The organism is Bradyrhizobium sp. CCH5-F6, assembly GCF_001556045.1.
Classification (GTDB): Bacteria; Pseudomonadota; Alphaproteobacteria; order Rhizobiales; family Xanthobacteraceae; genus Bradyrhizobium.
Genome location: NZ_LSIC01000022.1, coordinates 1 through 13,368, shown reverse-complemented (window position 1 = coordinate 13,368; position 13,368 = coordinate 1). Strand labels below are relative to the sequence as shown.

Annotated in this window: 16 protein-coding genes; 4 read left to right on the top strand and 12 right to left on the bottom strand. The window is 64.6% G+C overall.

Features of this window, described 5'->3' with window-relative positions:
- Positions 1 to 64: 64 nt before the first annotated feature.
- From flgI to motA, 12 genes are all read right to left on the bottom strand, one after another.
- Positions 65 to 1,195 carry a flagellar basal body P-ring protein FlgI gene (flgI, locus tag AX729_RS04615; RefSeq protein WP_061020727.1) on the bottom strand — a complete coding sequence of 377 codons (1,131 nt, stop codon included), beginning with the start codon at positions 1,193 to 1,195 and terminating at the stop codon, positions 65 to 67.
- Positions 1,192 to 1,668 (bottom strand): flagellar basal body P-ring formation chaperone FlgA, encoded by a 477-nt coding sequence (gene flgA, locus AX729_RS04610; RefSeq protein ID WP_082770333.1) that lies wholly within the window; start codon positions 1,666 to 1,668, stop codon positions 1,192 to 1,194. The genes flgI and flgA overlap by 4 nt, the downstream gene beginning before the upstream one ends.
- Before the next feature lie 13 nt (positions 1,669 to 1,681).
- Positions 1,682 to 2,470, bottom strand: a complete 789-nt coding sequence (flgG, locus tag AX729_RS04605; RefSeq protein ID WP_061020726.1) for a flagellar basal-body rod protein FlgG — start codon at positions 2,468 to 2,470, stop codon at positions 1,682 to 1,684.
- A gap of 18 nt (positions 2,471 to 2,488) precedes the next feature.
- Positions 2,489 to 2,818, bottom strand: coding sequence for a flagellar hook-basal body complex protein FliE (gene fliE / locus AX729_RS04600; RefSeq protein ID WP_061020725.1), 330 nt, complete (start codon positions 2,816 to 2,818; stop codon positions 2,489 to 2,491).
- Between the two features lie 2 nt (positions 2,819 to 2,820).
- The gene (gene flgC, locus AX729_RS04595; RefSeq protein ID WP_061020724.1) at positions 2,821 to 3,237 is read right to left on the bottom strand and encodes a flagellar basal body rod protein FlgC; all 417 of its coding nucleotides are present in this window, start codon (positions 3,235 to 3,237) and stop codon (positions 2,821 to 2,823) included.
- Between the two features lie 11 nt (positions 3,238 to 3,248).
- Positions 3,249 to 3,650 carry a flagellar basal body rod protein FlgB gene (gene flgB / locus AX729_RS04590; RefSeq protein WP_061020723.1) on the bottom strand — a complete coding sequence of 134 codons (402 nt, stop codon included), beginning with the start codon at positions 3,648 to 3,650 and terminating at the stop codon, positions 3,249 to 3,251.
- A 64-nt stretch (positions 3,651 to 3,714) separates the two neighbouring features.
- Positions 3,715 to 4,800, bottom strand: coding sequence for a flagellar biosynthesis protein FlhB (gene flhB / locus AX729_RS04585; protein WP_061020722.1), 1,086 nt, complete (start codon positions 4,798 to 4,800; stop codon positions 3,715 to 3,717).
- Positions 4,801 to 4,813: 13 nt separating this feature from the next.
- A complete protein-coding gene (locus tag AX729_RS04580) occupies positions 4,814 to 5,854 on the bottom strand; it encodes a flagellar motor switch protein FliG (protein WP_061020721.1) in 1,041 nt (346 codons plus the stop codon).
- Positions 5,855 to 5,856: 2 nt separating this feature from the next.
- Positions 5,857 to 6,231: a flagellar motor switch protein FliN gene (gene fliN, locus AX729_RS04575; RefSeq protein WP_061020720.1), complete on the bottom strand. Its 375-nt coding sequence runs from the start codon at positions 6,229 to 6,231 to the stop codon at positions 5,857 to 5,859.
- Between the two features lie 76 nt (positions 6,232 to 6,307).
- The gene (locus AX729_RS04570; protein WP_061020719.1) at positions 6,308 to 6,622 is read right to left on the bottom strand and encodes a hypothetical protein; all 315 of its coding nucleotides are present in this window, start codon (positions 6,620 to 6,622) and stop codon (positions 6,308 to 6,310) included.
- Entirely contained in the window at positions 6,603 to 7,544 is a 942-nt protein-coding gene (locus AX729_RS04565) for a flagellar motor switch protein FliM (protein WP_061020718.1), read from the bottom strand. The genes AX729_RS04570 and AX729_RS04565 overlap by 20 nt, the downstream gene beginning before the upstream one ends.
- Positions 7,541 to 8,437, bottom strand: a complete 897-nt coding sequence (gene motA / locus AX729_RS04560; protein WP_061020717.1) for a flagellar motor stator protein MotA — start codon at positions 8,435 to 8,437, stop codon at positions 7,541 to 7,543. Before motA ends, AX729_RS04565 begins: the two co-directional genes overlap by 4 nt.
- A 142-nt stretch (positions 8,438 to 8,579) precedes the next feature.
- Here motA and AX729_RS04555 point away from each other — a divergent pair, with 142 nt between their 5' ends.
- The 4 genes from AX729_RS04555 (at position 8,580) to AX729_RS04540 (ending at position 12,918) form a co-directional block, all read left to right on the top strand.
- Positions 8,580 to 9,368, top strand: a complete 789-nt coding sequence (locus tag AX729_RS04555; protein WP_061020716.1) for a DUF1217 domain-containing protein — start codon at positions 8,580 to 8,582, stop codon at positions 9,366 to 9,368.
- Between the two features lie 3 nt (positions 9,369 to 9,371).
- The gene (gene flgF, locus AX729_RS04550; RefSeq protein WP_061020715.1) at positions 9,372 to 10,100 is read left to right on the top strand and encodes a flagellar basal-body rod protein FlgF; all 729 of its coding nucleotides are present in this window, start codon (positions 9,372 to 9,374) and stop codon (positions 10,098 to 10,100) included.
- 42 nt (positions 10,101 to 10,142) lie between these two features.
- The gene (gene fliI / locus AX729_RS04545; RefSeq protein WP_061020714.1) at positions 10,143 to 11,468 is read left to right on the top strand and encodes a flagellar protein export ATPase FliI; all 1,326 of its coding nucleotides are present in this window, start codon (positions 10,143 to 10,145) and stop codon (positions 11,466 to 11,468) included.
- An 814-nt stretch (positions 11,469 to 12,282) separates the two neighbouring features.
- Positions 12,283 to 12,918, top strand: coding sequence for a MarR family winged helix-turn-helix transcriptional regulator (locus AX729_RS04540; protein ID WP_061020713.1), 636 nt, complete (start codon positions 12,283 to 12,285; stop codon positions 12,916 to 12,918).
- Positions 12,919 to 13,368: the final 450 nt, after the last annotated feature.

Sequence of the window (13,368 nt, the reverse complement as noted above, 5' to 3'; positions counted from 1 at the left end):
GCCGCGTGCGATTCTCGGTCGAGACCTCAGCATTGAGCGCACAAGCTTGCATGACGCTTGTGCATCATTGCACGACGACATCGGCCTGGAGAGCGCCTGCCGACTTGATCGCCTGGAGGATCGCGATGATCCCCGATGGCTTCAGGCCGATCTGGTTCAGCCCGCGCACCAGGCGCTGGAGATCGACCCCGCTCAGGATCGCCACCTGCGACCCCGCCTCGTTGGCTTCGACCACGGTCTGCGGAACGACCACCGTCTGCCCTCGCGAGAACGGCGCCGGCTGCGAGACGACGGGCATCTCCGTGACACGGACCGTCAGATTGCCGTGGGTCACGGCCACCGTCGATATCCGCACGTCGCGCCCGATCACCACCGTGCCGGTCCGCTCGTTGATCACGACCCGCGCAGGCGTATCCGGCTCGACCGACAATTCGCCGATTTCGGCGAGGAAGCGGACAGGACCGATATGGCGCGGCTTCGACAACACGATGGTGCGGTAGTCGCGCTCGAAGGCGATCTGCGCGCGGTAGCGGCCGCCGGCGTAGCGGTTGATGGCGTCGAGGATGCGCGTTGCGGTGACGAAGTCGGGGTTCTTCAGCTGCAGCACCAGGAACTCCATCTCGTGGAGACTTCCCGGCACCTCACGCTCGACCAGCGCACCGTTCGGGATGCGGCCAGCCGTCGGCGTGCCCTGGCTGACGTTCTGTGCCTGGCCTCCGACGCTGTAGCCGGCGACGGTGATCGCGCCCTGCGCCACCGCATAGACGGCGCCGTCTGCCGCGCGCAGCGAGGTCATGACCAGCGTGCCGCCGAGCAGCGAGGTCGCGTCGCCGAGCGACGACACGGTGACGTCCATGCGCTCGCCGGGCCCGATCGAGGGCGACAGATCCGCAGTCACCATCACCGCCGCGACGTTGCGCGTGCGCAGCGTCGTCGGACGCGGGGGGTTGTTTGTGCTCGTGGTCTCGTTCCTGACGTTGATGCCCATGTTCTCGAGCATCGATTGCAGGGATTGTTCCGTGAACGGAGCGTTGCGAAGCGTGTCGCCCGTGCCGTTCAGGCCAATGACGAGGCCGTAACCGACGATCTGGTTCTCGCGCAGACCCTTGATGTCCGCGATGTCCTTGATGCGGACGGCGGCCTGGGCGCTGGCGACCGACATGAGCAGAGCAAGCGCAAGCAGGAGTCTGGTCATGACCCGTCCACGACCTTGACGGTGCCATCCGGCTGGACGACGCCCCTGATGATCACCCCGGTGTCCGTATTGCGCACGGGGATCAGTGCGCCAGCCGCACCCGACTGCATCGCCGAGCCGTAAGTGACGATGGAGAGGCCGCTGTCTTCCACCACGACCTTGACCATGGCGCCGCGGGCCACGGTCCAGGGATCTTCCACCGCATTGGTCGGAATGGGCTGGCCAGGGAACAGCGCGCGCCGCGCCATGCGGCCGACTAGCACCTGACGCCCCTCGATGAACATGGCGACGCCGAGCAGACTCGGCGCGAAGGCGCGTTCGGTGATCATCTCCTCCCGGATCAGCTCGCCGGCCCGGATCGAGACGGCCGGCACGGGAAGCCGCTTCTCCTCGGCCGCAGCGACCCGGGCCGCGCCGAGAACCAGCAGCACGGCGGCCAACCCGCGTATGATCAGGCCCACCCTCTTCAACATCGAGACACCGGAACTAGCGCATGCCCTTCGAGACCGTCTGGGCCATTTCGTCCGAGGCCTGGATGACCTTGGCATTCATTTCGTAGGCACGCTGCGCCGAGATCAGCTCGGTGATTTCCTTGACCGGGTCGACGTTCGAGGCTTCGAGATATTTCTGGTTGATCTTGCCATAGCCTGCATCGCCGGGCAGTCCGACGACCGGCGTGCCGGACGCGGTGGTCTCGCGATAGAGATTTCCTCCGAGGGGCTCGAGGCCGGCTTCGTTGGCGAAGTTGGCGAGGTTGAGCTGGCCGATCTGCCGCGGGTTCACTTCCGTATCGAGCTTGGCAAACACCTGGCCGGTGGCGTTGACCGTGACCTCCACCGTTCCCTGCGGCACGGTGATCGCGGGATCCAGCAGGTAGCCGTCGATCGTGACGAGCTGGGCGTTGGCATTGGTGTTGAACGAGCCCGCGCGGGTGTACTGCACCTCGTTGTTCGGGCCGAGCACCTGAAACCAGCCGCGCCCGTTGATCGCGAGGTCGTAGGGGTTGCCGGTCTGCGTGAGCGCGCCCTGGATGTGAAGCTTGCGGATCGCCGCCGACTTGACGCCGAGGCCGAGATTGGCGCCTTCAGGGATCGGCGAGGAGCCGTTGACGTTCGCGACACCCTGCATGCGGTCCATCTGGTAGAACAGATCGGTGAACTCCGCGCGCGCCCGCTTGTAGGAGGTCGAGTTGATGTTGGCGATGTTGTTCGCGATGACTTCGATGTTGGTCTGCTGGGCGTTCATGCCCGTGGCCGCAATGGCGAGCGATTTCACTTATCTCATCCCTTCAGATCAGATCGACATCCGAACGACTTCCTGGTAGGCCTGCACGACCTTGTCGCGAACCGCGACTGCCGTCTGCAGGGCCTGCTCGGCCGACATCAGGGCTTCGACGACGCGGCGCGTCGATTCCTTGCCCTGCATCGCCGAGATCGACGCCGCCTCGCCGGCCTTCAGCGTCCCGATCGCGTCGGTGGTCACCTGCTTCATCACGGATTCGAATCCGAGGTCGTCGCTGGCCTGAGTCGCCGTGGTCGCCGCGGGCGAGACGACCTGCGTCTCGGTCGCGCGGGTCGCCGCCTGGCCAGCGGAGATCGCCGTGGATGAAATCGCCTCAAGCATTGTCAGCTCCTCAGAAGGTCGATGGTCATGCCGAGCATGGATCTCACCTGCTTCACGACCTGGAGATTGGCTTCATAGGACCGATTGACTTCCCGCATGTCGGCCATTTCGATCATCATGTTGACGTTCGGCAGCTTGACGTAGCCGGCCTTGTCGGCGGCGGGATGCCCGGGGTCGTACTCCACGCGGTACGGCGTGGTGTCGACCCCGATCTCCTTGACCTTCGCGAGCTGCGTGCCCGAAGCACGATCCATCGCGGCGTCGAAGGTGATCGTCTTGCGCTGATACGGATCGGCGCCGGCGGCGCGTCCCGTCGAAGTGGCGTTGGCGAGATTTTCCGAGACGATGCGCATGCGTGTCGACTGCGCTTCGAGCCCGGAGCTTGCGACCGTCAATGACGCCTGCAGGGAGTCCAGCATATCAGTTCACCTCAAGCCTTTGCACTCGACAGAACCATGCGGTGGAACGACCGCACGATTGCAGAGTTCATCGAATAATCGCGATTGACGTCGCTGCCCTTGATCATTTCCTGCTCGAGGCTGACGGAGTTGCCGGAGTGAACCACCTCCCAGCTGTCCTTCTTCGCGGTCGCCCGCGTGTCGGTCTCGGTCGCGGACAATTGCATGTGCGACGGCGACGTCGTCGCAAGCCTGACCGGCATGCCGTCGAGCACCTTGTTGAACGGCTCGACGTCGCGCGCGCGAAAGCCCGGCGTGTTGACGTTGGCGACGTTGGTCGCGATGGTCGACTGGCGTAGTTCGAGGTACCGCGCCTGCGACGATGCGAGTTCGAAGAGATAAAGCGGTCCCACGACGGCCCCATTCTGATCCATTCGGGAGAAGCTTAGGGCGGCAAGCTTTCGTCAGGCTGATGAGGCAGACGCCGTCCTCCGAAATCTACTGAACCTTCTCGGGCCGCGCCGCCTGCTTGGACTGGAGGAAGTAGATGATCTCGGCGACGGGCCGGAAAAACTCCGCCGGAATCACCTGGTCGACCTGGACCGCCTCGTACAGCGCGCGCGCCAGCGCCTTGTTTTCGATCACCGGGATTCGGTTCTGCTCGGCGACTTCGCGAATCTTCAGCGCGATCACGTCCATGCCCTTGGCCACGACGAGCGGCGCGGCGTTTTCCTCGCGCTTGTAGCGCAGCGCGATCGCGAAATGCGTGGGGTTGGCGATCACCAGCGTCGCGCGCGAGGCCGAAGCGATCATGCGCTGGCGCGAACGGTCGCGCGCCAGCGAACGCAGGCGCGCCTTGACCAGCGGATCGCCTTCCGCCTGCTTGTGCTCGTCCTTGATCTCCTGCTTGGTCATGCGCAGCTCGCGCCGCCAGTGGAAACGCGCCCAGGCGAGATCGATCGCCACCAGGACGATGGTCGCGATGCAGATCGCCGAGACGATTCGCATCGCGATGTTGAGAATCATCTCCGGCAGCGCGACCGGATCGGTGTACATCGCCTCGAACGCCCTTGCTTCGGACGAGCGCAGCACGAAGGCGACGACGGCGGTCACCGCGCCGAGCTTGAACAGCGACTTGGCGAACTCGATCAGGCCCTGCGTCCCGAACAGCCGGCTCCAGCCGCTGACCGGAGAGATTCGATTCAGGTCCGGTTTGATGCGCTCGAGCACCACGCGCGGCGCGTTTTGCAGCAGCGAAGCGGCGAGCCCGAACACCATCAGGATGACAACCAGCGGCACCAGGAACCGCAGCGCCTGGAGGCCGACCACCGTGAGCAAGTTCTGCGCGTCCGCGCCGGTGCTGAGCGGAAAGCCCTCGGGATCGTCGAGGAGGCTCTTCAGCGTCGGCGTCAATTGCTGCACGCCCTGGCCGATCAGGAACGCCTGGATCACCATGAGCGCGGCCATCGAGGCGAAAATGGAGGCCTCCCGAGAGACCGGGATCTTGCCCTGTTCGAGCGCATCACGGACTTTCTTCTCGGTCGGCTCTTCTGTCTTACTCTCCTGATCGGATGTTTCTGCCATGCCCGTTCAGCGGTCAGCGGAAGACCAGCTCATCCTCCTGCTCGGGGTTGAGCTCGATTTCGCCCTTCTCCGCCAGGTCAAGCGCAAGGTCGGTGATCACCCGTCGCGCCTCCAGCACGTCGCGCTGGTTCGACGGCTCGCCGATGGCGAGCTCGTGCTCGACGACGCGACGCACGCGAGAGGCGACCGAGGACAGGATCAGCTCGCGGAAATTCTTGTCGGTGCCCTTCAGCGCGACGACGATGCGATCGGTCGGCACCTGGTCGAAGATCATGGTGCGCGCCTTCGGCGTCAGGTTGACGACGTCGTCGAAGGTGAACAGCAGCTCCTTCAGCACTTCGGCCGACTTCGGCCGCTTCTCCGACAGGCTCTTCAACATGTCCTCGATGTGGCCGCGTTCCATCTTGTTGATGATGTCCGCGACCCGGGCATAGGTATCCGCGCCGAGGTTTCGGGCGAAGTTCAGCGTCAGATCCTCGTGCAGCGTCTTCTCGATGATGCGCATGGCGTCATCGACGATCGGCTTGAGGCTCAGGACGCGCCGCATCAGTTCGTTACGCAGGCTCGAGGGCAGCTGGCTCATGACCTTGGCGGCGCAGGCCGGCTTGACCTTGGACAGGATCAGCGCCGCGGTCTGCGGATGCTCCTTGGACAGGTAGCTCGCGAGCGAGTTTTCGGACACTGACGAGACGCGGTCCCACACCGACCGGCTGGAATTGCCGAGCAGATCCGACATGATCTGCGAGACCTGGTCGGCCGGAAGCACATCGCCGAGCACGGCTTCCAGGCCGCCGAGGGTGCCGAGAATGTTGGCGCCCATCGAGAACTGCTGGGCGAACTCCTCGACGATGCCCTCCAGCTCCTGCGCGGTGATCGGCCGCAGTTCCGCCGCCGCCTTGGTGACGATGCGGATCTCCTGCGGCTCGAACTGCTGCAGCACGCTGGCGGCCGCCTGCCGTCCCATCGCCAGCAGGAGCGCGGCGACCTTTTCCGTGCCGCCGAGCGTGGTAACGCCTCGCTGCTTGACGGGAGCGATGCCGACCGGTGCCGCCATGGTCAGGTATCACCCTGCCCCAGCGGTCCGACGATCTCCGTGAGCGAGACGCCGAAGCGGGAATTGTCCTCTTCGACGACGACCACCTCGCCGCGAGCGACGATACGGCCGTTGACGACCACGTCGACGGGCTCTCCGACCCGGTGATCGAGCGGAACCACCGCACCGCGTCCGAGCTTCATCAAGTTTGCCACCGGGATGGTGGCCGAGCCGAGCACCACCTGCATGGTGACGGGAATGCGCAGGATCGCGTCGACATTGGCGAACTTGCCGGTTTCCTCGGCCGTGCGCTGGGCAATCTCCGCCAGCCGCTCCAGCGGAGACGTCTCGGATTCTGCCGATTCATGTGCAGACTCATAGTCGAAGGATTGCGCCATCTTGTATCGCCTTTTGGTATTTCCGCTCCCGGAGCGCCGTGGCGTTCCGATCGTATTCGTTCCGCCGGCTTCGGCTTCAGTGCTTGTTCAGGTCGGCGCCGCCTGCGGTCGCGGCGGGCGCGAACCCGGTCCGCGCATCGAGCGCCGCGATGGCCTCGTGCGCCTGGTCGATCTTCGTGCTGAGCACGTTGGCGAGCCGTCCGAGACTTGCCGTCGAATCGTGCGCCGCGGTGATGACCGTGTCGAAGGCGCCCGCAGTTTCGTGCATGACGGTCGAGAATTCGCCCTGATAGCTGCGAAGCCGTGCCAGCTCGCGGTGCATCCGGGTCACCCGCATGCTGGTGAAGGCGAGCGCAATCAGCAGTACGGCATCAACGAGATAGGATATCATCGACGAACTCCCGTTTCTGATCGACGGGATCGGCCACCTGCATGGCGTAATAGCCATCGAGCTGGCCGATCTGGCACCAGAACAGCACCTGGTTGTTGCTTTCGAGGCGAGCGAGCGTGCGCGGCGTGGCTTCGAGCTCGAGCACCTGCCCGACATGGAACTTCACGATGTCGCCGAGGGATATCGTCTTCTCGTCCAGCACCGCGCTCAGCGTCACCTCGGTACGCTGAACCTCGCTCTCCATCTGCTCCCGCCAGCGCGGATCGGCGGCGCGGCCGTCGCTGACGACGACGTGCGCGAGCTTCTGCCTGAGCGGATTGAGCGCGGAGTGCGGAATGATGAGGAACATCTGGCCGCCGCGGTAGAGCGCCTGCAGCATGATGTTCGCGCAGATCGACATGTTGCCGCTCCGCCCGATCGCCAGCGATGCCATCGCGGTCTCGACCCGTTCCACGCGAAAGGTGACGTTGGAGGTGCCGGCGAAGGCGGATTGCAGCGCCTTGGCGAACCGTTCGAACAGCGCCTGGACCAGGCGGAGCTCGATGTTCGAGAACGAGCGCTCGACGTCGAGCGGCGGCTCGGCCCCGTCGGAGCCGAACATCGCCTCGACCATGGTGAACACGAAGTCGCGGTCGAGCATGATGATGATGCGGGAATCCCACTGCTCGGCATAGAGCACCGCCGCGACCGCGTTGGCCTCGTAGTCCTTGATGATGTCGCCGACCCGGTCGTTGCTGATGCCGTTGACGGAGAAATAGCAGGGCGTTCCGGCCATCGGCTGCAGGCTGTCCGTGCACGATGCCGCCATGCGATCGAAGATCACATTGAGCATCGGCATGCGATCGATCGATATGCCGGCGGCGTCCAGCAGGTAGTTCGGCAGCTGCTTCCGCTGATCGACCTCGGTGTCTTCCATCATCATGCGCGCGCCGCCTTGGGTTCGGGCTCGGTCACGACCGCCTTGGGACCTGCGATGGTCTCATTCTCGACGACATCGATCGACGGCCGTTCGGAACTCGCGATCATCTTGCGGCCGTGCTCGACCGCGATCTGCGGCATGGCACCGTTCATGAACGCCAACAGCGTCTGCTTGACGATGATGTATGGCCGGCATTTCTTCTCGCGCGTCATCTTGATCTTCAGCGCGAAGGGCGAAATGATGCCGTAGGACAGGAAAATGCCGGCGAATGTGCCGACGAGGGCCGCGCCGATGTAGCCGCCCAGCAGCTTCGGCGACTGGTCGAGCGCGCCCATCGCCTTGATGACGCCGAGCACCGCAGCGACGATGCCGAGTGCCGGCAGCGCTTCGGAGACAGTAACCAGCGAATGGTAGGGGGTCAGCTTGCTCTTCACGATGGTGTGGATTTCCTCGTCCATCAGCGCTTCGATCTCGTGCGTGCGCGCGTTGCCCATGATGATGAGGCGAATATAGTCGCAGATGAACTGGAGCAGCGACGGGTCGCCGAGCACGCTGGGGAACGCCTTGAAGATCTCGGAAGAAGAGGGATCGTCGATATGCGCTTCCACCTCGTTGCGGCCCTTGCCCCGCAATTCACGCATCAGCGCGTGCAGCGCCCCGAGCAGGTCGAGATAGTAGCGCTGGCCCGGTACCGACCCGGTGATGGCCTGCATGCAGGCAACGCCGGTGTCCACGACGGTCTTCCAGGGATTGGCGACGATGAAGGTGCCGACCGCGGTGCCCACGATGATGACGAATTCCCACGGCTGCATGAGCACGGCCAGATGCCCGCCCATGGCGGCAAAGCCGCCGAGCAGCGCCGCTACCGTGATGAATATCCCCACGAAACTGCCCAACGCGCCGCTCCATCGCCGATCCCGTCGAAAGTATCTAGTCGGCGACGCTTGCGCGAAGCTGGCTTCGGTCTCGCCAGCCCCGCGCAAGCAATTCACGGCAGCCTGAGACGAAGCCGCAACAGGGGCCAGAGGGGCGCGCGTCATGCTATCCACCATCGCGGATTACACCAGACTGACGAAGGACATGGGCAAGTCGCTGACGCAGGTCGCGAAGCAGCCGGACGTCAGCCGCGAAACCGACTATTTCCTCAGCCATATCGGCAACGTGAAGACCATCGACGATTTCCTGAAGGACTATCGTCTCTATTCCTACGCGATGAAGGCTTACGGCCTCAGCGACATGACCTATGCCAAGGCATTCATGCGCAAGGTTCTGACCGAGGGTGTTGCGAGCAAGGACGCCTTCGCCAACAAGCTGACCGACACCCGCTACCGGCAATTTGCCGCCGCCTTCGACTTCGCCGCCCTCGGCGACAAGGCAACCCAGGCCACCGCGGCCACGACCGGCACGGCGACCCAATACGTCACCCAGACGATGGAGGAGAAGGCCGGCGACCAGAACGAAGGCCTGCGGTTGGCGCTCTACTTCGCCCGCAAGGCTTCCACGATCACGACCCCCTACCAGATCCTCGCCGACAAGGCGCTGACGCAGGTGGTGCAGACGGCAATGGGCTGGCCGTCGACGATCAGCTCGTCCGACATCGACGCCCAGGCCAAGATGATCACGGACAAGATCGATCTCGCCGATTTCCAGGACCCGGCCAAGGTCACCAAATTCGTGCAGCGTTTCGCGGCGATGTGGGATGCGACCCAGGCCCAGAACGACCCCTCGACCAATCCCGCGCTGGTCCTGATCGCCGGCGCGTCGACGTCGATCAGCATGGACACCAACATGCTCGCGACGCTTCAGAACATCAAGTTCAACAGGTAAGTCATGCAATCCGCCCTCTATGTGGGATTGTCGGCGCAGGTCGCTCTCGAAAAGCGCCTCCAGACGATCGCCAACAACGTCGCCAACGTCAACACGGCGGCATTCCGCACCGACGTGGTGAAGTTCGAGACCGTGCTGTCCAAGGCGGGGCCGACCCCGGTCGCGTTCTCCTCGCCCGGCGACAACATCATCTCGCGCGAGATGGGCAACATCACCGAGAGCGGCAACCCCCTCGACGTCGCCGTGGTCGGACAGGGCTGGATCGCCTTCGCCGGTCCGAACGGCACCGTCTACACGCGCGACGGCCGCCTCCAGATCGCGCCCAACGGCGACCTCCAGACCGTGAGCGGCTTCCCCGTCGTCGATTCCGGCGGCGCGCAGATCACGCTCGACCCGAACGGCGGACCGATCTCGATCGCGCGCAGCGGCGCGATCACCCAGGACAACAACGAGATCGGCACGATCGGCCTGTTCAGCATTCCGGCCGACGCCAATCTCGAACGCTACGGCAATTCCGGCGTGACGCCCGACCGGCCCGCGACCGCCATCGCCGATTTCTCCCGGGACGGCTTCAAGCAGGGCTATGTCGAGGGCTCCGGCGCCAATCCGATGCTCGAACTGACGCGGCTGATCTCGGCCTCTCGCGCCTTCGACGGCACCAATTCGATGATCGAGGGCACCGAGAGCTCGCTCCAGAACGCCATCCGGACACTCGGCGAACCCGGCAAGTAGACTGCGCCTCGCGCGCATTGAGATTGAGGTTGGACGGTTTCCTTGAACGCTCTTCGGCAACTCGAGTGGGCGCTGCTGGAGCTCCAGCAGAGCACTCCCCTGGCAAGCGTCAGCGGCGCGATCTCCGAGATCGCGCCGACGCATTTCCGCGTCTCCGGCCTGTCGCGCTTCGTCAGGCTCGGCGAGCTCATCGGCGTCAATTCGGCCGGCAAGCGCCAGATCGGCGAGGTGGTGCGGATCGACAGCGACGGCATCGTTGCCAAGCCGTTCGACCGGCAATTTTCCGGCGGCCTCGGCTCGGTCGCCTACCGGATGCCGCCTCTGTCCTTCGCGCCAGATCCGAGCTGGAAGGGCCGCGTCATCAACGCTCTCGGCGAGCCGCTGGACGCACAGGGTCCCCTCACCCAGGGAGCCCAGGCGGTCTCGGCGGAAGCGGAGGCGCCGTCGGCCATGAAGCGCGCTCGCGTGCACAAGCCGCTGCGCACCGGCGTACGCGTCATCGACCTGTTCGCGCCGATTTGCGCCGGCCAGCGCGTCGGCATCTTCGCCGGTTCCGGCGTCGGCAAATCGACGCTGCTGGCGATGCTCGCCCGCAGCCAGGGTTTTGACACCGTCGTCCTGGCGCTGGTCGGCGAGCGCGGCCGCGAGGTGCGCGAGTTCATCGAGGACGTGCTGGGCACCGACCGTCAGCGCGCCGTCACGATCGTCTCGACGGGGGACGAGAGCCCGATGATGCGGCGGCTGGCGCCGAAGACCGCGATGGCGGTCGCCGAATATTTCCGCGACCGGGGCGAGTCGGTGCTGCTGATGGTCGATTCGATCACCCGCTTCGCCCATGCCGCTCGCGAGGTCGCGCTCGCCGCCGGGGAGCCCGCGGTCGCGCGCGGCTACGCGCCGACGGTCTTCACCGATCTGCCGCGCCTCCTGGAGCGCGCCGGTCCCGGCGAGGAGGGATCCGGCACGATCACCGGGATCTTCTCCGTGCTGGTCGACGGCGACGATCACAACGAGCCGATCGCGGACACCATCCGCAGCACACTCGATGGGCACATCGTGCTCTCCAGGCACATCGCCGACCAGGCGCGCTATCCGGCCGTGGACGTGCTGGCCTCGGTCTCGCGCCTCGCCCACAACGTCTGGGATCCCGAGGAGCGCGAACTGGTGAGCAAGCTGCGCGCCATGATCGCGAAATACGAGGACACGCGCGACCTCCGCCTGATGGGCGGATACCAGTCGGGACGTGATTCGAGCCTCGATCAGGCGGTTGAGATGGTTCCGAGAATCTACAGCGCGATGCGCCAAGGCGCTTCGGCTCCGCCGAGCGCCGATCCGTTCCGCGAGCTCCGGGACATGCTCAAGGGCGACTAGTCGGAAAGGTGGGACGGCGTGCAACACAAGCCTGTCACCCGTCCAGCCCGTGGTTATCGACAGGAGATTGCGCATGTCGCTACGCTTCCCGTGCATGCGCGCGCACATCTACGACCAATTTCCCTCGTCGGCGTATCCTCCGTTCGGGTGAGAACGCGCCCCAGGTGCGACGGGGCGGTCGATCCTGCGACTACGGCCCTGACAACCATCACGAGTAATCCTTGCGAGTTCCCCTGAGGATTCCCGGGCAGAACGCACAAGTTGTGGATGACGTGCCGACACACATCGTCGTCATGCACAAGCTTCGATCAGTTTGCGTCAACGGCGGACAGCAACATGCCAATGAAATCCAACCGTCGTGGATCTGACGCATCTCGCGCGCCGGGCAGAGAATGTGCGTTCACCATCATGTGTCCGAGAGAGCGAGATTGTCTTGAACGTTACGTTCGGCTGCGACGACATCCAGTCTCCGCGAGCGTCTTGACTTGATTTTGTTGAGAAGCTCATTCATCGTTTCCGCGGATTACAAGAAACGTCTGCTTGTGACTTGAACTTTGGGGGCTTCGGTTGAGCTACTCCGATCCACCGTCTGCCGGCGACGGCGACCCGGGCTCCCCCGCGATGGCGATGCTGCTGGCATGCCATCGGCGCCACAGCCTCTCGCTTCGGACAACGCGGCGCCGATCGGCCCAGATCCGGCGCGTTGCGGTCGGTGCGTTTGCGCGAGAGTTCGACACGACATGCTGGTCGGAACCTCAGGGCGCGAAGCGGCTTCGAGACGCCGCCGACGAAGCTCCGGGGACGAGGTAGATCCATGCCATTGGCGCGGGAAGCCGTCGAGCTGCTGGTTCAGGCGGCGAGGGCTTGGTATTTCGAAGGCAATCAGCATGGATTGCGCGATCGGGAGTGGATGGCGCTGCGCTTCCTCGGCCGCGCCAACAGGTTTTCGCGCACTCCGTCCGCGCTGGCCGGCTTCATCGGCGCGACGCGGGCGACTGCGTCGCAGATCGTGAAGACTCTGGAGAGCAAGTCCTTTCTGGTGCGAAAGCCTTCGCAGGAAGACAAACGTTCCGTCGTCCTCCACGTCACCGCCCAGGGCGAGAAATGCCTGAGCCAGCACGACCCTATCAACCACGTCGTGAACGCGGTCACGGCGCTCGGCACCGACGAGTGCATCAGGCTGCGCGACTCTCTCCGCGAGATCCTCAATCACCTCGATGCGGCCCATCAGCGGCTCGATGCCAGCATCTGCCGGGATTGCATGTTCCTCGCGGAGCGCGGCCCGGGGACCGTCAAGGGACGTGCCACCGCCGAATTCATGTGCCGGCTCTATCGCGCTCCGATCTCGCTCGAGGAGACCGAGTTGCTGTGCACCAGTTTCGAGCGCACGCGTGACCGCCCCAAGATCGAGCAGCATCTCGACCCCGCGCGCGTGTCGAGCCAGGGGTGAGGCGTACGGTTAGGCCCCGGCCACACAGCCTGGGATGACGACGCAGGACTTGCGAAAGATCGAGCAGCGGAAAGAAATCGCTGCGAGACGCGCACCTGACCCTCCCGCAAGAGTAATGAGCAATATCTTTCAGAGTTGCATTGCGTGCGCAGCGAAGTGAGTCCGGAGAGTTTCTTGGAGAGATTCTAAGTTTGATCCAGCGCGCGTCTGCCCTCGAACTGGTCCCGCAATTGCGGAGCAAAGGGCGCCAGGCGCGCCGTCGCGTTCTCGCGGCGCAATCCGCCCGAGCTTTGCTTCGTCGCTCTACCCTCTCGAGCCAAGAGGGCGCAGGGAAGGCCGAGTGCCGGCGGCACCCGCGGTCCGCTGCGCGAAAATGCACACGCAGGAAGAACCGCACAGCAGCATACAGGTGAAGCCCAACACACGGCCTTCCCTGCGCGATGGTCGGAC